The organism is Rhodococcus sp. BE178, assembly GCF_050433545.1.
Taxonomy (GTDB): domain Bacteria; phylum Actinomycetota; class Actinomycetes; order Mycobacteriales; family Mycobacteriaceae; genus Prescottella.
Map to the genome: position 1 here is coordinate 363,287 of NZ_JBNPXA010000002.1, position 21,694 is coordinate 384,980.

General features: G+C 69.1%; 22 protein-coding genes and 1 tRNA gene. 14 read left to right on the forward strand and 9 right to left on the reverse strand.

The annotated features are described in order from the left end of the window. Positions 1–53 precede the first annotated feature (53 nt). The gene (locus J2X34_RS05705; RefSeq protein ID WP_429516351.1) at positions 54–1,331 is read left to right on the forward strand and encodes an ATP-binding protein; all 1,278 of its coding nucleotides are present in this window, start codon (positions 54–56) and stop codon (positions 1,329–1,331) included. Between the two features lie 6 nt (positions 1,332–1,337). On the opposite strand, the gene mshC is transcribed toward J2X34_RS05705, so the two are convergent. The 5 genes from mshC to J2X34_RS05730 form a co-directional block, all read right to left on the reverse strand. Continuing rightward, on the reverse strand, positions 1,338–2,579 hold the full coding sequence (mshC, locus tag J2X34_RS05710) for a cysteine--1-D-myo-inosityl 2-amino-2-deoxy-alpha-D-glucopyranoside ligase (protein ID WP_429516352.1): 1,242 nt from the start codon (positions 2,577–2,579) through the stop codon (positions 1,338–1,340). A 214-nt stretch (positions 2,580–2,793) separates the two neighbouring features. Then, entirely contained in the window at positions 2,794–3,615 is an 822-nt protein-coding gene (locus J2X34_RS05715; RefSeq protein ID WP_429516353.1) for an SCO1664 family protein, read from the reverse strand. 5 nt (positions 3,616–3,620) lie between these two features. Then, entirely contained in the window at positions 3,621–4,214 is a 594-nt protein-coding gene (locus J2X34_RS05720; RefSeq protein ID WP_114723061.1) for a DUF3090 domain-containing protein, read from the reverse strand. Between the two features lie 39 nt (positions 4,215–4,253). Continuing rightward, on the reverse strand, positions 4,254–4,958 hold the full coding sequence (locus J2X34_RS05725) for a histidine phosphatase family protein (protein WP_429516354.1): 705 nt from the start codon (positions 4,956–4,958) through the stop codon (positions 4,254–4,256). A 36-nt stretch (positions 4,959–4,994) separates the two neighbouring features. Further along, on the reverse strand, positions 4,995–5,840 hold the full coding sequence (locus J2X34_RS05730; RefSeq protein WP_429516431.1) for an undecaprenyl-diphosphate phosphatase: 846 nt from the start codon (positions 5,838–5,840) through the stop codon (positions 4,995–4,997). Between the two features lie 217 nt (positions 5,841–6,057). On the opposite strand from J2X34_RS05730, the gene J2X34_RS05735 reads away from it, so the two are divergent. From J2X34_RS05735 to J2X34_RS05770, 8 genes are all read left to right on the forward strand, one after another. Next, the gene (locus J2X34_RS05735) at positions 6,058–6,993 is read left to right on the forward strand and encodes an aldo/keto reductase (RefSeq protein WP_114723059.1); all 936 of its coding nucleotides are present in this window, start codon (positions 6,058–6,060) and stop codon (positions 6,991–6,993) included. A 116-nt stretch (positions 6,994–7,109) separates the two neighbouring features. Next, positions 7,110–7,790 (forward strand): heme oxygenase (biliverdin-producing), encoded by a 681-nt coding sequence (locus J2X34_RS05740; protein WP_114723058.1) that lies wholly within the window; start codon positions 7,110–7,112, stop codon positions 7,788–7,790. Continuing rightward, a complete protein-coding gene (locus tag J2X34_RS05745) occupies positions 7,787–8,806 on the forward strand; it encodes a heme/hemin ABC transporter substrate-binding protein (RefSeq protein ID WP_429516355.1) in 1,020 nt (339 codons plus the stop codon). The genes J2X34_RS05740 and J2X34_RS05745 overlap by 4 nt, the downstream gene beginning before the upstream one ends. Next, entirely contained in the window at positions 8,803–9,861 is a 1,059-nt protein-coding gene (locus tag J2X34_RS05750; protein ID WP_429516356.1) for a FecCD family ABC transporter permease, read from the forward strand. The genes J2X34_RS05745 and J2X34_RS05750 overlap by 4 nt, the downstream gene beginning before the upstream one ends. Beyond that, positions 9,861–10,727, forward strand: coding sequence for a heme ABC transporter ATP-binding protein (locus J2X34_RS05755; RefSeq protein WP_114723142.1), 867 nt, complete (start codon positions 9,861–9,863; stop codon positions 10,725–10,727). Before J2X34_RS05750 ends, J2X34_RS05755 begins: the two co-directional genes overlap by 1 nt. 123 nt (positions 10,728–10,850) lie before the next feature. Further along, positions 10,851–11,867, forward strand: a complete 1,017-nt coding sequence (locus tag J2X34_RS05760) for a hypothetical protein (protein ID WP_429516357.1) — start codon at positions 10,851–10,853, stop codon at positions 11,865–11,867. A 6-nt stretch (positions 11,868–11,873) separates the two neighbouring features. After that, positions 11,874–12,122, forward strand: coding sequence for a DUF5703 family protein (locus J2X34_RS05765; protein WP_429516358.1), 249 nt, complete (start codon positions 11,874–11,876; stop codon positions 12,120–12,122). A gap of 8 nt (positions 12,123–12,130) precedes the next feature. After that, positions 12,131–13,201: a quinone-dependent dihydroorotate dehydrogenase gene (locus J2X34_RS05770; protein ID WP_114723053.1), complete on the forward strand. Its 1,071-nt coding sequence runs from the start codon at positions 12,131–12,133 to the stop codon at positions 13,199–13,201. Between the two features lie 63 nt (positions 13,202–13,264). On the opposite strand, the gene J2X34_RS05775 is transcribed toward J2X34_RS05770, so the two are convergent. Then, on the reverse strand, positions 13,265–13,795 hold the full coding sequence (locus J2X34_RS05775) for a YbhB/YbcL family Raf kinase inhibitor-like protein (RefSeq protein WP_114723052.1): 531 nt from the start codon (positions 13,793–13,795) through the stop codon (positions 13,265–13,267). Positions 13,796–13,828: 33 nt separating this feature from the next. Next, positions 13,829–15,154: a M20/M25/M40 family metallo-hydrolase gene (locus J2X34_RS05780; RefSeq protein WP_258558020.1), complete on the reverse strand. Its 1,326-nt coding sequence runs from the start codon at positions 15,152–15,154 to the stop codon at positions 13,829–13,831. 213 nt (positions 15,155–15,367) lie between these two features. Between J2X34_RS05780 and J2X34_RS05785 the strand changes: the two genes are divergently transcribed. Continuing rightward, positions 15,368–15,453, forward strand: a tRNA-Leu gene (locus J2X34_RS05785). A 145-nt stretch (positions 15,454–15,598) separates the two neighbouring features. On the opposite strand, the gene J2X34_RS05790 is transcribed toward J2X34_RS05785, so the two are convergent. Then, positions 15,599–16,816, reverse strand: a complete 1,218-nt coding sequence (locus tag J2X34_RS05790; RefSeq protein WP_114723050.1) for a S8 family peptidase — start codon at positions 16,814–16,816, stop codon at positions 15,599–15,601. A 221-nt stretch (positions 16,817–17,037) separates the two neighbouring features. Between J2X34_RS05790 and J2X34_RS05795 the strand changes: the two genes are divergently transcribed. From J2X34_RS05795 to J2X34_RS05810, 4 genes are all read left to right on the forward strand, one after another. Then, entirely contained in the window at positions 17,038–18,480 is a 1,443-nt protein-coding gene (locus tag J2X34_RS05795) for an SDR family NAD(P)-dependent oxidoreductase (protein WP_429516359.1), read from the forward strand. 139 nt (positions 18,481–18,619) lie between these two features. Then, entirely contained in the window at positions 18,620–19,015 is a 396-nt protein-coding gene (locus tag J2X34_RS05800) for a universal stress protein (RefSeq protein WP_429516360.1), read from the forward strand. Positions 19,016–19,107: 92 nt separating this feature from the next. Then, positions 19,108–19,488: a DUF2784 domain-containing protein gene (locus tag J2X34_RS05805; RefSeq protein WP_174910063.1), complete on the forward strand. Its 381-nt coding sequence runs from the start codon at positions 19,108–19,110 to the stop codon at positions 19,486–19,488. Between the two features lie 42 nt (positions 19,489–19,530). After that, positions 19,531–20,781, forward strand: coding sequence for a saccharopine dehydrogenase family protein (locus tag J2X34_RS05810; RefSeq protein ID WP_114723046.1), 1,251 nt, complete (start codon positions 19,531–19,533; stop codon positions 20,779–20,781). Between the two features lie 3 nt (positions 20,782–20,784). Here J2X34_RS05810 and J2X34_RS05815 read toward each other — a convergent pair whose 3' ends face one another. After that, positions 20,785–21,660 (reverse strand): class II glutamine amidotransferase, encoded by an 876-nt coding sequence (locus J2X34_RS05815; protein ID WP_114723045.1) that lies wholly within the window; start codon positions 21,658–21,660, stop codon positions 20,785–20,787. Positions 21,661–21,694: the final 34 nt, after the last annotated feature.

The window sequence follows — 21,694 nt, forward strand, 5'->3', positions numbered from 1 at the left end:
CTCCGGGTGTGTACTGGGTACACCCGCTGCCGATCGAGCCGAGGTGAGCGCAGATGCCGGTGTGGCGATTGCGAGACTTCCAGAACGACGACCTGGATCAGGCGATTCAGGTATGGGACCAGAGCCGGTCCCCCGGGTCCCCCGAGCCCGTCTTCACCCTCGCCGAGGTGATGGCGGCCGCACGTGCCGGTCAACCCGCCGTGGTGGCCGCCGTCGGCGACGAACTCGTCGGCATGGCTGTCGCGCAGGTCCACGGCGAACGCGCGTGGATCCTGCTGGTCGCGCTCGGATCCCGCTGGCGCAACCGCGGCATCGGCAGCGCGCTGCTCGCCAACCTGGAACGTCGGCTGCGCAGCGCCGGCGCCCATCGGATCTCGGCGGTCCTTCCGGAGGCCGCGACCGGGTCCGCCGCGTTCGAACACTCCGGGTACCTCCGCCGCGACGGACTGGTCTACTACGAACTGCTCGAGCCCCTCGGCCCGGACAAGACTCTGCTGAGCGAACTGGGTGGCCGGGTGATGCCGAACGGGTTGTGGCAGACGATGTCCGGAATGGAGGACGTCAAGGCGGTCATCGAGCGGCGGATCGTCTCGCCGCTCGAAAACCCGGACCTTGCAGACCAGTACGGCGTCCAGCCGCCGAAGGCGGTCATCCTCTTCGGCCCGCCCGGTACCGGAAAGACCAGCTTCGCCAAGGCCATCGCGTCCCGGCTGGACTGGCCGTTCGTGGAACTGTTCCCCTCCCGCCTGGCCGCGACGTCCGAGGGCGGCCTGGCGGCGTCGCTACGCGAGGTGTTCGCAGACCTCGCCGAACTCGACGAGGTCGTGGTGTTCATCGACGAGGTCGAGGAGATCGCCAGTGCCCGAACCGGACTCGCCACCAGTCCGGCACACGGCGTCACCAACGAACTCCTCAAGCTGATCCCGGCATTCCGGGAAGCGGAGCGTCGGTTGATGGTGTGCGCGACCAACTCGGTCCATTCACTGGACTCCGCGTTCCTGCGTCCCGGCCGATTCGACTACGTCATCCCCGTCGGACCGCCCGACGCGCCCGCACGCCGCGCCGTGTGGCAGCGCTACCTGGGCGCGTCAGCTGTCCACGTGGACCTCGACCGACTGGTCGAGGCCAGCGAACTGTTCACCCCCGCCGACATCGAGTTCGCCTCCCGGAAGGGCTCGCAGGCCGCGTTCGAACGCGAGGTGTCCGAACGCTCGGGCCGGCCGGCGACCACCGAGGACTACCTCGCGGCGATCGCCGACACCCGACCGACACTGACCACCGAGATCCTCACCGAGTTCAAGGAGGACCGGGAACGATTCACGCGGCTGTGACCGCGCTCAGCGCAGGTCGACGCCCAGCAGCGCGTCGACCGCCGCCCCGAGTGCGGCCGGCGCGGACTCGTCCGGTCCACCGTGGTCGAGTGCCCGGCGGGCCCAACCGTCGATCGCATCGAGCGCCTTGGGCGTGTCCAGGTCGTCCGCGAGATGCTGCCGCACCCGGGCGATCGTGTCCTCCGCCGAGGGTGCGGACTCGACCACCGCGGCCTTGCGCCACAACTCCAGCCGGGCCTGCGCATCGGCGAGCACCTGGTCCGTCCACGCCCGGTCGGTCCGGTAGTGGCCTGACAGCAGTCCGAGCCGGATCGCGGCCGGATCGACACCCTCACCGCGCAGCTTCGAGACGAACACCAGGTTGCCGCGACTCTTCGACATCTTCTCGCCGTCGAGCCCGATCATGCCCGTGTGCACGTAGTGGCGCGCGAAACGCTCCGTGCCCGTGGCGGATTCCGCGTGGGCCGCCGAGAACTCGTGGTGCGGGAAGATCAGGTCGCTGCCGCCGCCCTGAACGTCGAAACCGGACCCGATGCGGTTCAGCGCAATTGCGGCGCACTCGATGTGCCAGCCCGGACGGCCGGGACCGAACGGCGACGGCCACGACGGCTCGCCGGGACGCTGCGCGCGCCACACGAGGGCGTCCAGCGGATCCTGCTTGCCCGCGCGGTCGGGGTCGCCGCCACGCTCGGCGAAGAAATGATCCATCGTGGCGCGGTCGTAGCCGGACTCGTAGCCGAACTGCGCGGTGGCGTCCGCCCGGAAGTACACGTCGGGGTACTCGGGGTCGTCGACGATGTACGCCGCACCGGATGCGACGAACTTCTCGACCAACTCCACGACCTCGTTGATCGATTCCACCGCGCCGATGTAGTCGCGCGGGGGCAGCACCCGCAGCGCCTCCATGTCCTCACGGAACAGCGCGGTCTCCCGCATGCCGAGCACGATCCAGTCCTCGCCGTCGCGTGCGGCTCGCTCGAACAGCGGGTCGTCGACGTCGGTGACGTTCTGGACGTAGTGCACGTCGTGACCGGCGTCCCGCCAGATCCGGTTCACCAGGTCGAACGTCAGATAGGTCGCGGCGTGCCCGAGGTGGGTCGCGTCGTACGGCGTGATGCCGCACACGTACATCTTCGCCACCTGGCCGGGAGTGACCGGCCGGACCTGCCGGTCCGCGGTGTCGTAGAGCCGGAGGGCCGGCCCCTGACCGGGCACGGACGGGACAGCGGTATCGGACCAAGACTGCATGGGAACGAGCCTAGTGGAGAGCCGATTCCACCTCTGCGGGCGGAGTCGACAGCAGCACCTGTCCGGCCTCCGATGCCGACGCCGGACAGCTCGGCCACCAGACCCTCCGTCCGACGTCGATCGTGAGCGCGGGCACCGGCAGCGACCGCACGACCAGCACATCCGGCAGCACACCGCCGGTAACGATGAGCGCCCGCCGGGCGCCGCGAGCAGACTAGAACGCGGGCCAGGGAATGGGCCGGGATCCGGCGGGATGCGGCATCACCGGTGCCGCGACCAGCGCCCGCGCACGGTCGCGGAGAGCATCGACCTCACGGGCCGTGATGTGCCGGGCGAGAACGGCCGGGAACTCCTCGCCCTCGAGCCGCTCCGCGAACCCGGCCACGTCGGCCATCAGGTCGTCCCCGATCGGCGAGCCCGCCCAGCCCCACAGCACCGTGCGGAGCTTGTTCTCCTCGTGCAGGCAGATGCCGTGGTCGACGCCGTACACCGACCCGTCGACCCCCTCGAGTGCATGCCCGCCCTTGCGGTCGGCGTTGTTGAGCAGGATGTCGAGGACCGCCATCCGCTGCAGCCGGGGATCGTCGGCGTGGATCAACGCCACCTCGGTGCCCTGGACGTCGAGGGCGCGCAGCACCTCGAAGAAGCCGGGCGGCACCTCCTCGGGAGGGCAGATGTCCACCAGATCGAGCTGCCCGCCCGACTCGGGGTGACGGTCCGGGGTCTCGACCCACTGCTGCACCATGCCGGGGCCGAACGGACCGTCACGCAGGATCGTGCGGGGAATCACGCCCCAGCCCAGCTCCTCCGAGATCAGATACGACGCGACCTCGCGGCCCGCGAGGGTGCCGTCCGGGAAGTCCCACAGCGGGCGTTCGCCCCGGATCGGCTTGTACACGCAGCGCACCGATCGGCCGTTCGTCGACGCCTCACACACCAGCGTCGCGTTACTCGCGTGGACGATCCGACCGACCAGCGTCAGTTCACCGTCCGCGAGCAGTTCGCGGGCCGCGGGATCCGACGGGTCGATCGACACCGCAGTCAGAGCTCTTCTCCGAACTCGACGGACGAATCGAATCCCGCGATCCGCCGGTATCCGTTGGTGCGAATGCAGACGTGGCCGTCCGCGGTGAGCGGCTCGCCGCACAGCGGGCACGGGGCACGACCCGCCGCGACCACGCGCTCGGACCGCAACGCGAACTCGCGCGCCTGGATCGGGGTGAGGAACACCCGCACGGCGTCGGGGCCCTCCTCCGCATCATCGAGGACGACCGATTCGTCGAACTCCGTCTCGCTTACCGCGAGCAGTTCGACGACGACGGACTCCGCCTCGGCGTCCCATCCGAGGCCCATCGTGCCAACCCGGAACTCGACGTCCAGCGGTGTCAGCAGTGGGCTGAGGTCACCGAGTTCGCCCGCCTCGGGCGGCACTGCGGTGCCGAACCGCCGGTGGACCTCCTCGAGCAGGAGACCCATCCGATCGGCGAGCACCTGAACCTGCTGCTTTTCGAGCAGCACGCTCACCACCCGCGCGTCGTGCACGGCCTGGAGATAGAACGACCGGTCGCCGGGTTCGCCGACCGTCCCCGCAACAAATCGATCAGGGGTGCGAAAAACATGTATCGCGCGTGGCATTGCACCTCCTCGAATTCTGCGTACCGCTTCATTATCCGCCTACTGTCCCGGCGGCCGATCATTGCCGACCTCACCGCCGGGCACCGACTCCTGCGCGTCGTGTTTCCCGTCGCCGGCGCCGTTCAGGGCGGCGAGGTCGCTCCCGGTGTCGTTCATCCGCAGGACGAACGGTCGGGTCGCCGTGTACCGCACGACGCTGATCGACGCCGGCTCGGTCACGATGCGCTGGAATCCGTCGAGGTGGCTGCCCACCGCGTCGGCGAGCACCGACTTGATCACGTCGCCGTGGCTGCAGGCGATCCACACGACGTCCCCGCCGTGTTCCTCGGCCAGGCGCCGGTCGTGTTCCCGCACCGCCGCCACCGCACGGGCCTGGACCTGCGCCAACCCCTCACCGCCGGGAAAGACGGCGGCCGACGCGTGCTGCTGGACCACCCGCCACAGGGGTTCCTCGACCAGGTCCTTCAGACTCCGGCCGGTCCACTGTCCGTAGTCCACCTCGGCCAGTCGCTCGTCGGTCCGCGGCGTCAGCCCCCGGTCGATCGCGAGCGGGGCGACGGTCTGCTCGCACCGCAGCAGCGGCGACTGCACGATCTCCGCGATCGCGACACCCGACAGCCGGTCGATGAGCCCCTTGGCCTGCTCGACTCCGACGTCGTCGAGCGCGACGCCCAGCGAACGACCGGCGAGGATGCGCGAGGTGTTCGCCGTCGAACGTCCGTGTCGGAGCAGGATCACCGTCATGGGCTACAGCCTAATGGCGTCCCGCTCCGAGACCGGTCACGTCGCCGAGACCACGCCGGTCGCGAGCAGAGCGAGTACGACGACACCGAGGATGATGCGGTACCCGACGAACCAGTACATCGAGTGATTCACGACGAAGCGGAGCAGCCAGGCGATCGAGGCGTAACCGATGGCGAACGCGATCAACGTCGCCACCAACAGTTGCGGCCCGGACGCGATCAGTCCCTCCCCCTCTGGCTCGAATGCGTCGGGGAGACTGAACAATCCGGAGGCGACCACCGCGGGGATCGCGAGCAGGAACGAGTAGCGGGCGGCGGCCTCGCGGGTGAGGCCGAGGAACAGGCCGGCACTGATGGTGCCGCCGGAGCGCGAGACGCCGGGGATCAACGCGAGCGCCTGCGCGGAACCCATGATGATGCCGTCCCGAGCGCGCAGGTCCTCGATCGGCCGGGTCTTGCGCCCGTAGTACTCGGCCGCCGCGATCATGAGCGCGAAGACGATCAGCATCGTCGCGATCAGCCACAAATTCCTTGCGCCGGTGCGGATCTGGTCCTTGAATAGGAAGCCGAGCACACCGACGGGAATGGTGCCGATGATGACGTACCAGCCCATGCGGTAGTCGAGGTCCCCGCGGTGCTCTGCATGGAACAGTCCGCGGAACCAGGCCGCCACGATGCGGCCGATGTCCCGGGCGAAGTACAACAGCACCGCGGCCTCGGTGCCGAGCTGTGTCACCGCGGTGAACGACGCACCGGCGTCGGTGCCGAAGAAGATCTCCGAGACGATCCGCAGGTGGCCCGACGACGAGATCGGCAGGAACTCCGTGAGCCCCTGCACCGCGCCGAGAACGATCGCCTGGAGCCAGGTCATGGCCTCCCCGATCACGCGAGGGACCCCGGGCCACTCGCGTCGAGTGAGGTACGGCGGATCAGGTTGCGGGGATCCGTATTACACGCGTGTGGTCCAAGTTTCACCGGACAGACGGTACCCGGCGTGGCTGTACTCGGCGCGCCGTGCGCGCTACTAGTGTTCTTCACCGGCGGGTGTTGTCCTGCCGGTGAAGTCAGCTGAAACATCCGGTGTCGAAACGTGGGCGGTTATGGAATACAGAGCGGTGGGAACGAGCGGTCTACGCGTGTCGAGGCTCGGGCTGGGGACCCTGCACTGGGGTCGGGATACCGACGGGGACGAAGCTGCGGCACAGCTGTCCGCCTTCGTCGATGCCGGTGGCACCCTCGTCGACACCTCCCCCGCCTACGGCGACGGCAAGGCCCAGCGCCTGCTCGCGGAACTGCTCGACGACGTGGTGCCCCGCGAGTACCTGATCCTCGGCGGCAGCGCCGGAATCAATCCGTACGCGCACAACGGGCAGCGTGTGGACTGTTCCCGCCGCGGTCTGCTCGCGCAGCTGGATTCGACACTGCGCGAACTCGGCACCGACCACCTCGACATGTGGCAGGTGGCGACCTGGGATCCACTGACCCCGGTGGACGAGGTCGCGTCGGCCCTCGACCAGGCGGTCAGCAGCGGCCGCGTCCGATACACGGGGGCCCGCGGCTACCTGGGCTGGCAGCTCGCGACCGCGGCGGGCTATCGCGGGCCTGGACGACTGGTCGCGACCCAGGCCGAGTACTCGCTCCTCGCCCGCGGTGTCGAGGAAGAGCTTCTTCCCGCCGCGGCGCACCACGGAATCGGCGTGTTCGCCGCGGTGCCGCTCGCGGGGGGCGTCCTCACCGGCAAGTACCGGGACGGGATCCCGGCCGATTCGCGCGGCGCGGACGAGCAGCATGCCGCGGAGGTTCGCAGCTACCTCACGGAGTCGTCGGTCCGGGTGGTCGACGCGGTCCTCACCGCGGCCGACGGTCTGGGCACGTCACCGCTCGCGGTGGCCCTCGCGTGGGCGCGGGACCGGCCCGGTGTCGCGAGCGCGGTCGTCGGCGCACGAGATCTTGCCCAGCTCACCGGCGTGCTGTCCGCCGAGGAGCTCGAATTGCCGGCGGCGATCGCGTCGGCGCTCGACGACGTCAGCGCCTGATCGGTCGAGCGTCCAACTTTCGATTGATTCAGGGTGATTAGTAACGACAACGATCCCGAGGATAGGCTAACCTCGTAGCCGTTGTGTCTGACGAATGTCATCGTGAAGGAGATCACATGGACGTGCTCGACCAGGGTACCGAGGCCGGCGAGCTCGGTTTCGCCGAGCGCATCAAGACCGAGACCGATGCGGCTCACCGCGCCACCGAGCAGTCCCGGTTCGTGGGCGATCTCCTTGCGGGCAAGCTCACAAAGGAGGGCTTCGCCGCCCTGCTGGCACAGACCTACCTGGTGTACGAGGTGCTCGAGCGCGCCGCCGACACTCACGTCGCCGACCCGATCGCGGCCCCGTTCATCGCTCCCGAGCTCGTCCGCCTCCCGGCCCTCGCGGCCGACCTCGAGTTCCTGCTCGGCCCGGCCTGGCGCGACCAGCTGGTCGCGACTCCCGCGACCGCGGCGTACGTCGCGCGCCTCGAAGAGGTCGCCTTCACCTCCCCGGCGGACTTCGTCGCGCACCACTACCTGCGCTACATGGGCGACCTGTCCGGCGGTCAGATCATCCGACGCATGCTCGAGCGCGCGTACGGCTACGAGGTCGACGGCCTGCGGTTCTACATCTTCGACCAGATCGCCAAGCCGAAGGTGTTCAAGGACGAGTACCGCGCCAAGCTCGATCAGGCACCGCTGTCCGCAGACGAGCAGGCACGCTTCATCAGCGAGGTCAACCTCGCCTACGGCCTCAACGGCGGCCTGTTCGCCGATCTCGAGGCCGATATCGATCGCTACCTTGTGAAATGAGATCTGCGCTCTCCCGGCTCCTCGTCGTGGCCGCCTCGGCCGCGACCGTAGTCTCACTCGCGGCCTGCACGTCCGTCGCGACCGACGAAACCGCGCAGCACGGCCAGACCACCGCGGTGGTCGCCGACGCCGATCCACGGCCGGTTGCGGACAGCCCGACCCCGCAGCTTCCGGTCACGGTGCGCAGTTTCGACGGTGTCGACGTCACGATCAACGATGCCAGCCGGATCGTCACCGCCGACCGATACGGCACCCTGACCGAAACGGTGTTCGCACTGGGTCTCGGTGACCGCGTCGTCGGTCGCGACACTGCATCCGGTTTCCCGGCCGCGAAGGACATCCCCAACATCACCCCCGGCGGACAGGCGATGAATGCCGAGGCGATCCTGAACCTTGCCCCGACCATGGTGCTGACCGACACCAGCATCGGCCCCAAGTCGGTGCAGGAACAGCTCCGGGCCGCCGGGGTTCCGGTCGTCTACTTCGATCCCACCCGCACACTCGAGGGTGTGCCGGGGCAGATCACCGCGGTGGCCGCGGCGTTGGGCGTGCCCGCACAGGGAGAGCAGCTCGTCGCACGGACCGAGCAGGAGATCGCCGACGCGAAGGCGTCGGTGCCTGCCGGTTCCGAGGCGCTGAAGATCGCATTCCTCTACATGCGTGGTCCCTCGATCACGATGCTCGGGGGGCCCGGTTCCGGTGCCGACTCGCTGATCGAGGCGCTCGGCGCCACAGACGCGGGCACCGCTTCGGGCCTGACCAGCGAGTTCGTCCCGATCACGAGTGAGGCCATGATCGCGGCGGCACCCGACGTCATGCTGATGATGAGCGGTGGCCTCCAATCCATCGGTGGAGTCGACGGCCTGGAGAAGGTTCCGGGTATCGCGCAGACTCCGGCCGGCCAGAACAAGCGGGTCGTGGACATGTCCGACACCATGCTGCTCAGCTTCGGCTCCAACACCGGCCAGGTGCTGGCGGCGCTGGCCGAGGCGATCTACCACCCCGACGCGGAATGAGTACCTCGGTAGCCAGCCGGCCCCGGGTGCGGCCCGGCACGGTCATCGTCGGGCTGGTAGTCCTGCTGGCCGTGCTGGCCCTCGCGTCGGCCTGCATCGGTCAGGTGCCGACCAGCCCGGCCGAGGTCCTGGGCAGCGTCCTGCACCGCATCGGGCTCGACATCGGACCGATGCCGTCGCATCCCAGCGGCGAGGTGACGCTGTGGCAGGTGCGGTTCCCGCGCGTGATCCTCGCGATCCTCGTCGGCGCGGCGCTCGGCTGCTCGGGAGCCCTCCTGCAGGGCGTGTTCTCCAACCCGCTCGCCGAGCCGGGCGTCATCGGCGTCTCGGCCGGCGCGGCGGTGGGTGCCAGTGCCGCGATCGTGCTGGGCGGCGCATTCACCGCCGGACCGGCCGTCGCGGGCTCCGCCTTCGTGGCGGGACTGATCACGACCACCCTCGTCTACCTACTCGCCCGTTCCGACGGCCGAACCGAGGTGGTCACCCTCGTGCTCACCGGTGTCGCGATCAACGCGTTCGCCGGAGGAGTCATCGCGTTCTTCACGTTCGTCGCGAGCCCCGCTGCCCGCGACCAGATCGTGTTCTGGCAGATGGGCAGCCTGAACGGCGCCAGCTGGAACGCCGTCGCGATCGTCGCTCCGATGGCGATCGCGGGCATCGCCGCGTCGATGCTGATCGCCCCGAAACTCGACCTGCTGGCCCTCGGCGAGAGCGCGGCGCGGCACCTCGGTGTCGACGTCGAGAAGCTGCGACTGATCGCGATCGTGATCGTCGCGGTGCTGGTGTCGTCGGGCGTCGCGTTCACCGGCATCATCCTGTTCGTCGGCCTCGTCGTACCGCATGTGATGCGCATGCTCGTAGGCCCCGGGCATCGACTACTACTACCCGCGAGCGTGCTCGGTGGCGCAGTGGTCCTGCTGGCCGCCGACCTCGGCTCCCGCACGCTCGTGGACAACGCCGACCTTCCGCTCGGCATGCTGACCTCGCTCGTGGGTGGACCGTTCTTCTTCTGGCTCCTGCGCCGCACCCGTTCCCGTCAGGGCGGGTGGGCGTGATGGGTTCGATGATCGACCGCACCCGAAGCCTGTTCGGCCGCGCCGCCGACGTCCCCGCGCGCACCGAACGCGGCGCCGTGACGATGCGGGCCACCGGGATCAGCGTCGAGCGAGGCGGACGCACCGTCCTCGACGGCGTCGATCTCACGGTCCGCTCGGGTGAGGTGCTCGCGCTGGTCGGCCCCAACGGCGCCGGCAAGTCCACGCTGCTGGCGGCGCTGTCGGGCGACCAGGCGGTCGCGGCGGGCACCGTCGAACTCGACGGCAAGCCGCTCGGCGACTGGACACCGTCGGACATGTCGCGCCGGCGCGCTGTGCTGCCGCAGCAGCACACCGTGGGGTTCTCGTTCACCGCCCGCCAGGTAGTCACGATGGGGCGCGCGCCGTGGCAGCGCACCGGGCGGGACGCCGACGACGACAAGGTCATCGACGAGTGCATGGACATCTGTGACGTCCGACACCTCGCGGACCGGCCGTTCAGCGTCCTCTCGGGCGGCGAGCGCGCGCGCGTCGCACTCGCCCGTGTGCTCGCGCAGGACACCGAGACCGCCCTCCTCGACGAGCCCACCGCGGCCCTCGACCTGGGTCACCAGGAGGCCGTGATGCGCATCGCCCGCGACCGGGCGGCCGACGGTGCCGCGGTCGTCGTCGTGCTCCACGACCTGGGACTGGCCGCGGCCTACGCCGACCGGATCTGCGTCCTCGAGAACGGCCGTGCGGCCGTCGACGGACCACCGGCCGAGGTGCTCACCGAGGAGTTGCTGTCCCGCGTCTACGGTCATCCGGTCGAGGTATTCAGGCACCCCAGGTCGGGCGCCACGCTGGTGCTCCCGCGCCGGGACGGCACACCGGCCGCCGGGAAGTGAGTGTCGTACGCCTCACGTCCGGGGTGACTCGGATTCCGGCCGGTCCGGTCGATCATGGATGCTAGAAGGCGAGCACACACGCACCACACGGCAGCACCGCTGCAGCATCCGAGGAGCACACCCATGCGAGTACCGGCACCGCGCATCACCGCTTGCACGATTGGGGCTGCCGCGTTGCTGTTGCTCACCGGGTGTTCGTCCGAGAAGAACGCCGACGACCTCAAGACCATCGAACCGGCCACCGCGGCAGTCTCCCCCGCCGGCGCCACCCCCACCGGTGCGGTGCAGAATCTCGGTCGGCCGATCGACGCGATCACGTTCGACCCCACGTCGAACACCACCGCGCTGCTGACCGACGGCAACAGCAAACTGTTCACCCTCAACGCCACACCGGACGGCGGCGGCACGCCCCGCGAGATCCCGATCGACGGTGTCGCCGCGCAGATGACGTCGGCCCCCGAGGGCCGACTCCTGCTGCCCATGAACGGCCGCGTGCAGATCGTCGATCTGAAGGCGGGGGGCGTGTCGTCGTCCGTCACCGTCGACGGCGACGCGCGCTCGGCGGTCTTCCTGCCCGACGGCAAGCTCGCGGTGGGCCTGGCCAACGGCCAGATCCAGATCGTCGACCCCACCGGATCGGTCAGCGAGACGATCTCGGGTCTGGCCTCCGTCGACGCGCTCGCGCTCACCAAGGGCGACCTCAGCGCACTGGATCGCCGCCAGACGTCGCTGACACAGATCGACCTCGACGACGCGGACCTGGGCTTGGCTCTGCGCGCCGGTGAGGGCGCCACCCAGTTGATCACCGACGAGCACGGGCGGATCCTGGTCACCGACACCGCCGGCAACGAACTGCTGGTGTTCACCACCGACCCGCTGATCATGCGCCAGCGTTACCCCGTCGCGAACGCCCCGTACGGGATCGCCTACGACGAGCGGACCGATCTCGTGTGGGTCACGCTGACCGCCAGTAACAAGGTGGTCGGCTACGACATCTCGACCGGCATCCCCGTCGAGAAGGTCCGCTACGACACCGTCCGCCAGCCCAACTCCGTTGCGGTGGACACCGCCGCCGGCACTCTCGTCGTCGGGTCCGCGGTCGGCGACGGACTGCAGACGATCCCGCTCGCGGCGGGGTGATCCACGGTGACGTCCAGGTCGCAGCGGCGCCGCGGGATTCCCCGCGAATGGGAGACGGACTCCGAGGAGTTCGAGTACATTCCGCTGAGCCTGCCCCGTGACGTCACCCGGGTGAGCGCGTCGATGCGACTGGCACTGCAGGCCGAGTTCGGCGGCTGGGAGCTCTCACGCGTCCGCCTGTACACCGACGGCAGCCGTCGGATCCTGCTCCGCCGCCGCAAGACCACCCATCACATTCCGGCACCTGGAATCTAGGGAGATTCGTGTACCACCTGCTTCTGCGTCTGATGTTCCGGATCCCCCCGGAACGCATCCATCACCTCGCGTTCGCCGCGATGCGGCTCGTGACGCGCTTCGCTCCGATCCGTGCACTGGTCGCCAAGGTGCTCGTCGTCGACGATCCGGCACTGCGCACCAAGGCGTTCGGCGTCGACTTCCCGGCACCGGTCGGGCTTGCCGCCGGGTTCGACAAGGACGCGACCGGCGTCGACACGTGGGGACCGATGGGCTTCGGCTTCGCCGAGGTGGGCACCGTCACCGCGCAGGCCCAGCCCGGCAATCCCGCGCCGCGCCTGTTCCGTCTGTCCGACGATCGCGCACTGATCAATCGGATGGGCTTCAACAACCACGGCGCAGGCAACGCCGCGAACTACCTGCGGCACCGCCGCGGTGACGTACCGATCGGCGCGAACATCGGCAAGACCAAGATCGTCCCCGCGGAGGAGGCGGCCGGCGACTACACCGCCAGCGCGCGCCTACTGGGACCGCTCGCCGACTTCCTCGTCGTCAATGTCAGCTCCCCCAACACCCCCGGGCTGCGCGACCTGCAGGCCGTCGAATCGCTGCGCCCGCTGCTGCAGGCGGTGCTCGACACCGTGCACATCCCGGTGCTCGTGAAGATCGCACCCGACCTGTCCGACGAGGACGTCGACGCCGTCGCCGATCTCGCCGTCGAACTGGGCCTGGCGGGCATCGTCGCGACCAACACCACGATTTCCCGCACGGGCCTGCGCACCCCGCAGTCGCGGATCGAGGAGATCGGCGCGGGCGGCCTGTCCGGCGCCCCCGTCGCGCGGCGTTCACTCGAGGTGCTGCGCCGTCTGCACGCGCGGGTCGGCGACAAGCTGGTGCTGATCTCGGTGGGCGGCATCGAGACCGTCGATCAGGCTTGGGAACGGATCCTCGCGGGGGCGACCCTGGTCCAGGGCTACACCGGCTTCATCTACGGCGGGCCGTTCTACGCCCACAAGCTGCACAAGGGACTGGCCCGGAAGGTCCGTGAGGCCGGGTTCCAGTCGATCCGCGACGCGGTGGGTGCCGGCGCGCGCACGTAATACCCGGATTCCACGAGCAGGGCCCGTCACCGATCGCGGTGACGGGCCTTGCTGTGTGCCGGCCTACTTCTGCTCGTACGTACCGGTGATGATCGCCCTCGCGATCGCGTGCGAGAACAGGTTGAAGCCGAGGAATGCCGGTGTCGAGGCGGGCGTGACGTCGAGGTGGTCGACGTCCACCGCATGGACCGCGAACATGTAGCGGTGCGGCCCGTGCCCCTGCGGCGGCGCCGCGCCGAGGAACCGGGCGAGGCCGCCGTCGTTCTGGAGCGTCACGGCGCCCTCGGGCAGCCCGGAACCGGTCTCGTCGCCCGCATCGGCGCGCAGCGACGTGGTGGTGACGGGAATGTTCGCGACCGCCCAGTGCCAGAAGCCCGACGCCGTCGGCGCGTCGGGGTCGAACATCGTGATCGCGAAGCTCTTGGTCTCGGGCGGGAACCCGGACCACGACAGCTGCGGCGAGATGTCGTGTCCACCGGCCCCGAAGATCCCGCTGACCTGATCGTTCTTCAGCGGGGCGCCGTCGGTGACGTCGTCGGACGTCAGCGTGAAGGACGGCAGGTCGGGCAGTCCGTCGTACGGATCGTGTGCCATGTGAATCCTCTCCCAGATCTCGGGTACAGCGGGTCAGCTGTGTAGCAGGAAGTGTTCCATCACTCGGGTGCCGAAGTGCAATGCGTCCACCGGCACCCGCTCGTCGACGCCGTGGAACAGCGCCGCGAAGTCCAACTCCGGCGGCAGCCGCAGCGGCGCGAAGCCGAAGCAGCGAATCCCCAGGCGCGCGAACGCTTTTGCGTCGGTGCCCGCCGACAACATGTACGGCACCGTGCGGCCGTTCGGATCGTGCGCGAGCACGGCGTCGTTCATCGCGTCCACCAGGTGGCCGTCGAACGTCGTCTCGTACGAATCGAGCTTGGTGATCCACTCGCGCGTGACGTTCGGCCCGATCAGCTCGTCCACCTCACGCTCGAACGCGGCCTGCCGGCCGGGCAGGACGCGGCAGTCGAACACGGCCTCCGCGGTCTGCGGGATCACATTGGCCTTGTAGCCGGCCTTGAGCATCGTCGGGTTCGCGGTGTCGCGCAGCGTCGCGCCGATGATCCGGGCGATGCTGCCGAGTTTCGCCAGGGTGCCGTCGATGTCGGGCGAGTTCGGGTCGAAGTCGACGCCGGTCTCCTCGGAGAGGACGGTGAGGAACTCCGCGACCGAATCGGACATCACGAGGGGGAAGGTGTGGTTGCCGAGCCGGGAGACCGCGTCGGCGAGGATCGTCACCGCGTTGTCCTCGTGCAGGAACGATCCGTGGCCTGCGGTGGCCTTGGCAGTGAGCCGCATCCAGCCGAGCCCCTTCTCGGCCGTCTCCACGAGATACAGGCGGCGTTCCGTGCCGTCCGCGCGCGGGATGGTCAGCGAGAAGCCGCCCACCTCCCCGACCGCCTCCGTGACGCCCTCGAAGAGATCGGGCCGGTGATCGACCAGCCACTGGCAGCCCCACTTGCCGCCGGCCTCCTCGTCCGCGACGAACGCGAACAGGATGTCCCGCGGCGGCACGGTGTCCTCGGCCTTGAACTGGCGGGCCAACGCCAGCATCATCCCGCACATGTCCTTCATGTCGACCGCGCCACGGCCCCACACGTAGCCGTCCTCGACGGCCCCCGAGAACGGGTGCACGCTCCAGTCCGCGGGCTCGGCGGGCACGACGTCGAGGTGGCCGTGCATCATCAGCGTTCCGCGCCCGGGATCCGCACCGCGCAGCCGCGCGAAGACATTGCCCCGCCCGGGGGCACCGGATTCGACGTACTCGGTCTCGTACCCGACCTCCTCGAGCTTGGACTGCACCCACAGGGCGCAGTCCCGCTCGCCCTTGGTGGTCTCGAGTTCGCCGGTGTTGGAGGTGTCGAACCGGATCAGCGCGCTGACGAGGTCGACGACCTCCGATTCGGCGCGACTCACGGGCTGTGGTGAGGACACTGCTTCTTCATGTGATGGCACCTCACTTTCCTACCACCGTCGCAGCGACCGCACGTGCAACCATCGATGCCCGCTTTTGGTCCAGAACCCCCCTCTGACCAGGCGATTTTGGACCTGGCGAAAGATCGGATAATCTTTCCAGGCACCCGGAGAACGGGGCAAAGAGAAAAACAACTGAACAGCTTGCAACAACGAGTCCGAGTGGCGGAATGGCAGACGCGCTAGCTTGAGGTGCTAGTGTCCTATTAACGGACGTGGGGGTTCAAGTCCCCCCTCGGACACTCTGAGTTGAGACAGACGAGAAGATCCCCGGTACCTGGTTTTCCAGGAGCCGGGGATCTTCTCGTTTCTGTGTACTCCTCGGAGCCACTCTCGTTCGGAGCCACCGTCTTTCGATTTCTCCGTACATGTTCCCGCGAACTCGTCTCAGTGGCGCATCGCCCCCATCCGCATGCTCGCCCGATCGGCCGTCGCCAGTTCCCGCACCGCGAGGTCCTTCGCACACACCAGCAGCGATCCGAGCGCGCTCGTCCGCGGGAAGGTCAGCTCGGTGTGATTGACGTTGTCGTGGTCGTCGGCGCCGTCATAGACCACTGTCGAGCCACGGGCCAGCCACCGCTTGACGTCCACCACGGTGGGCAGATGCCCCATCGTGCGCAGGTAGAACGACTGCAGCAGCGCCACGACGCCCAGCACGACCGGTGTCGCCTGACTGGCCCCGTACTGGATCGACTCACCGGTGTCGTTGAGGATGCCCGACGAGGTGATCGGCGATCCCGGTGCGAAGGTGTCGGTCGCACACGGGCCACCGACGGTCCGGTGCAGTCGCTGCGTGAACGGCGTGAGGCGGTCGGAGTCCGACGCGAACGCCTTGGCGCCGTCGCGGTAGCGGAAGCTGCCCTCGTCGGCGTCGTACACCGCACCGACGCTGATCGTCTGACGGAACACCGCCGGATAGCACATTCCCTGCATGCCGCCGTGTGCGTAGTAGTCGTTGCCGGCCGCCACGCAGCAGCACACGCCCTCGTCGGTGAGTTCCTGCAGCAGCGCCCCGATCGCGTCGCCGGGCATGTCGGTGTCCGTCGTGCGGTTGTCGGACGCACCGGTCGCCAGGCACAGCGCCGAGATCCCGAGCGACGCGCGCCGGTCGAGGACCCAGTCCAGTGCGTCGCGGATGTCGGCGAAGCGACCCGTGCCGTCGTTGGCGAGGACCTTGACCGGCACCACCCGCGCGTTCGGTGCGATTCCGGTGTGGATCCGTCCCGCACAGGCGATGCCCGCGACGGAAGTGCCGTGTCCGTTCCCGTCCGTGATCTCGGCGGGATCCCCGCCGTAGTCGGAGGTGAAGTTGCGGCCCGGAACCACTCGTCCCGCGAAATCGACGTGCGTGGAACGCAATCCGGTGTCGAGCACCGCGACGGTGACGCCGGAGCCCGACACGTTGAAGTCGCGTCGCGCCTCGGGTGCGCGTACCAGCAGATCCACCTCGGTCAGTTCCGGAAGAAATGGGCCTTCCTTCTGCAGTGGCGACTCGACCGGCACCACCGATTCCGCGTGCAACATCTCGAATGTGCCGACGGCGGAGGCCGTCGACGCGCCCGATCGGTCCGATCCGGGTTGGCCGGACCCGTTCGACTTGCTCATTGTCCTCACCCTCCTCGAGTGTCATCTCTCGAGCGGGGGACTGCCCCGGGGGCACTCCCCCTGGTACTTCACATGCTCCTCTGACGAGGGCACGGTGTCACCAGCACAGCGGCCGGAAGAGCCCGATCGAGTACTCGGTAGACTGATCCGTCGACCACCCGCACGGGATCACGCACACGCGCACGAGATCAGGACTGAGTTACCTACCGATGGCACAACCGATGACGGGTATCGATCCCGCCGATTTGGACATCTGCATGCGGGTGCTGTCGGAGGCATCCGCACTCGACGCGGACCACCCCGACTCGGTCGCGCTCCAGCGCGCGGTCGGCAACCTGTTCAAGAAACTCAAGCGCCGCCGTCGCGTCGAGACGCGGGACGCGGTGTCCGAGGCCGATCGGGCCGTCGTCGCGGCCACCGCCACGGGCTCACCCGACAGGATCGACGACGAGACCGCGGGGATTGCGCTCACCTCCAGCGCCGCCGGCGCGACCGCCGGGACCCTCATCCGCCCGCGGCCGTGCTACATCTGCAAGCAGCGGTACACACAGGTGGATGCGTTCTACCACCAGTTGTGTCCGGAGTGCGCGGCCCGCAGTCACGCCAAGCGTGACGCCCGCACCGATCTCACGGGGCGCCGCGCCCTGTTGACCGGCGGACGCGCCAAGATCGGCATGTACATCGCGCTGCGGTTGCTGCGCGACGGCGCCCACCTGACCATCACGACGCGATTCCCGAACGACGCCATCCGCCGCTTCAAGGCGATGGAGGACAGCGCCGACTGGATCCACCGGTTGCGGGTCGTCGGCATCGACCTGCGCGATCCCGCCCAGGTGGTGGCGCTCGCCGATTCCGTTGCCGCACAGGGTCCGCTGGACATCCTGATCAACAATGCCGCGCAGACGGTCCGCCGCTCCCCCGGCGCCTACAGCGCGCTCGCGGAGGCCGAGTCCGGCGCGCTGCCTGCGGGCGAACTGCCCGACGTCGTGACGTTCGGCAAGACCAGCGAGGCACACCCGGCGGCCCTGGCCGGATCGCTGTCGACGGCGACGCTCGCCTCGGCCGCGAACCTGTCGGCCGCGGAGGTCAGCTCGCTCGCGCTGGTCGCCGGTTCGGCGACACCCGCCCGCATCGAGCGCGGCGTCGCGATCGACGCGGGCGGCCTGCTGCCCGATATCGCACACACCAACAGCTGGGTGCAGACGGTCGAGGAGGTCGACCCGATCGAGCTTCTCGAGGTGCAGTTGTGCAACTCGGTCGCCCCGTTCATCCTCGTCTCGCGGCTGCGGCCGTCGATGGCGGCGGCGGCGGCGCGGCGCAAGTACGTGGTGAACGTCTCCGCGATGGAGGGACAGTTCAGCCGCGCATACAAGGGTCCGGGCCACCCGCACACCAACATGGCGAAGGCCGCGCTGAACATGCTCACCCGCACCAGCGCCAAGGAGATGCTCGAGGACGGCATCCTCATGACGGCGGTCGACACCGGCTGGATCACCGACGAGCGCCCGCACTACACGAAACTGCGACTGGCCGACGAGGGCTTCCACGCCCCGCTCGACCTGGTGGACGGCGCGGCGCGTGTGTACGACCCGATCGTGCAGGGTGAGGCGGGCGTCGACCTGTACGGGTGCTTCCTCAAGGACTATCAGACCTCGCCCTGGTAGCCACTCACTCCCACGCACGACCCCGAAACTCGGGCCGACGGGCGCACGTCACACCTGAATCGCGACGTGTGCCACACGGTGCTTCGACGGCCGAGCGGCGATACTGGACGGGCACTGTTTCACTCGTCTGGGAGGCTCCATGGCCATTGCCGTTGCATACAGCGATACTCCGGAGGGGCGCGTTGCGATGGTGTTCGCCGCACGCGAGGCCATGCAGCGTCGCGAGCAGCTCCTGGTGTTGCACATCCTCGACGACGCCGCAGGAGACGGTGACGTCGAGGCAATGCGTGCGTCGGTGCAGACCGTTCTCGACAACGGCGGGGTGGGGGGATCTCCGTGGGAGTTGCGGACGGGCGAGCACAGCGGCGACCGTGTCGGCGCTCTCGTCGACCTGGTCTCCGACAGCGGCGCAGGATTGTTCGTCGCGGGCAGCAAACGGATGTCGCCGATCGGCAAGTTCCTTCTCGAACGGTCGCTGCAGCGCCTACTGCTGGAGGTCGACGTGCCGATCCTCGTCGTCAAGGAACCGCAATAGCACCCAATAGCACCGCAGTAGCACCGCAGGCAGCTCGACCCGCAGTAGCCTGAAAACCGAGTGGTCCCATCCCGACGTCGGGAGGTGTCGCGGTGCTGTATCGATTGTTGGCCGATGCCACGGTGGTGGTCCACCTGGCATTCCTCGGCTATGTCGTGGCCGGCGGCTTCCTCGCGTGGCGGTGGCGCCGCACGATCTGGCTGCACGTCGCCGCGGTCGCCTGGGGTTTCAGCACGGTCCTGGCCGGCCTGGAATGTCCGCTCACGAACCTCGAGAACTGGGCCCGGCAGCGGGCCGGTGACCAGCAGTTGCCGTCCACTGGGTTCATTTCCCACTATCTGACCGGTGTCGTGTATCCCGAGAATGCCGTGGGATTGGTCCGCGGCCTGGTCGCGGCGTGCGTGATCGCGTCGTGGATCGGGTACGTCGTCCTGCGGCGTCATCGCTCGGGGTGGTGGCACGCGCCGGTGTGATGTACGCCGCACAAATCATTACCCACGAGTAGGGTCGTCGGCATGACAGCTGCCCCGCGAACCCGCGATCTCGACGTCGTCGTCTACGGAGCCACCGGCTTCGTCGGCAGGCTGGTGGCCGAGTACCTGAGCGAACATGCGCCCGCCCGCACCCGCATCGGGCTGGCCGGCCGCGCGATCGACCGGCTCGAACGGGTTCGCCGCCAGCTGGGACCGGCCGCCGCCGAGTGGCCCCTGCTGCTGGCCGATGCCGGTGACGACGCTTCTCTCCGCGCCCTCGCCGCCGCCACGCACGTCGTCGCGACGACGGTCGGCCCGTACGCCAAGTACGGTCTGCCGCTCGTCCGGGCCTGCGCGGAGGCCGGCACCGACTACGCCGACCTCAGCGGCGAGACCCTCTTCGCGCGCGACAGCATCGACCTGTACCACGACACCGCCCGCGCGAGCGGCGCGCGGATCGTCCACTCGTGCGGCTTCGACTCGATTCCCTCGGACCTGGGCGTCCACGTCCTGCATCGTCAGGTGGAGGCCGACGGCGCCGGAGAGTTGACCGACACGACGCTGGTCGTGACCTCGATGAGCGGGGGTGCCAGCGGCGGCACGATCGACTCGGTCCGCACCCAACTCGACGTCGTCAAACGCGACGCCACCTTGCGGCGCATCGCCGCGGCGCCGTATTCGCTGAGCCCGGACCGCGCGGCCGAACCGGACCTCGGTCGCCAGTCCGACATGGCGGTCGTCCGCGGGTCGGACATCGCGCCCGGGCTGGAGGGCTGGAAGGCACCGTTCTTCATGGCGTCGGCCAACACCCGCGTCGTGCGCCGCAGCAACGCCCTCGCCGATTACGCGTACGGCAAGCAGTTCCGCTACCGCGAGGTGATGAACGTCGGGTCGTCGTTCGCGTCACGGGCGATCGCGGGCGCAGTGGCGGTCGGCATGGGCGCGGCCGTGGCCGGGCTACTGTTTCCGCCGACCCGGTGGCTGCTGGATCGGGTACTGCCGAAGCCCGGCGAGGGGCCGAGCGAGAAGGCCCGGCGCAACGGCCACTTCACGATCGATCTGTACGGCGACACGACGACGGGCGCTCGTTACACGGCCCGTGTCGCCGCCGAGGGCGATCCCGGGTACGCGGCGACGGCGGTGATGTTCGGCGAATCAGCCCTGGCGCTGGCGTTGCAGCGCGACGACCTCCCGGACAGGTCCGGTGTGTTGACGCCGGCGACGGCGCTGGGCGACGTGCTGGTGACGCGACTGCGGGACGCCGGATTGGTCATTCGGGCGCAGCGCGCCTGAGGCTCAGGGGCCGCTCGGCGCCTGAGCCGCGGCCGCACGGCCCGTGAGGTCCGACAGGGCCAGCCGGTGTCGCGGCGGCCTGTCGAGCACCATGGTCCTGGTCACCGTCTGATCCGCCGCCACGTGCAGCAACTCGCCCGGACACAGCGACTCCCAGTCCGGATCCTCGTCCATCTGCTCGGTGGCGACCACCACCGCGGGCAGCGACGCGAGGGCCCCGGACCGGGCGCGGACGGTGCCGGCCGTGCTGGCCTGTTCGAGGTGTCGGCGCCCGCTGGACCCGCCGGGTCGGCGCCGCAGGACCAGCAGGTCGTGCGCATCCGGGTACCGGAACGCCCACAACTCGTCCGCAGTCGCGAGCACGAAGTTCAGCGCGAGCATCCGGAGGTTGTCGGCGATCCACCCGGTCGCCGCCGCGATGCCGGCCGCGACGTCACCGCCGTTCTCGTCGATGCGCCGGGTGATCAGCGCGAAGAACCGCTCCGAGTCGGTCTCGCCCCTGACGAGATCGCGGTAGTCACCGAGTTCGGCCTCGAGCTCGGTCAGGTCCTCGATCACCCCGTTGTGCGCGAACAGTCGTCCCTGCTGCTCGAACGGGTGCGTGTTGACGGCGTCGTTCTCTCCGGTCGTGGCGTACCGCACGTGCGCGACGAACGTCTCCGACTCGCGCTCCCTCGCCTCGCGCGCGAACTGCCGGTCCCGGTACGCCGCGAGGGGTTGCTTCTCGACGCGAGGCAAACCGTCCGCGGTGAACGTGCCGAGGCCGGTACCGTCCGGCATGCGCCTGCTCTGCTCCGCGAGGCTGTCCTCGGCGTCGAGCAGCCAGAAGGTGGCGATGACGCGGTGTGGGGCCGCGGACAGTCCGAACAGTCGACACATGGCCGTCGTCCTCCTCGTCTCGAGGCCGGGTTTC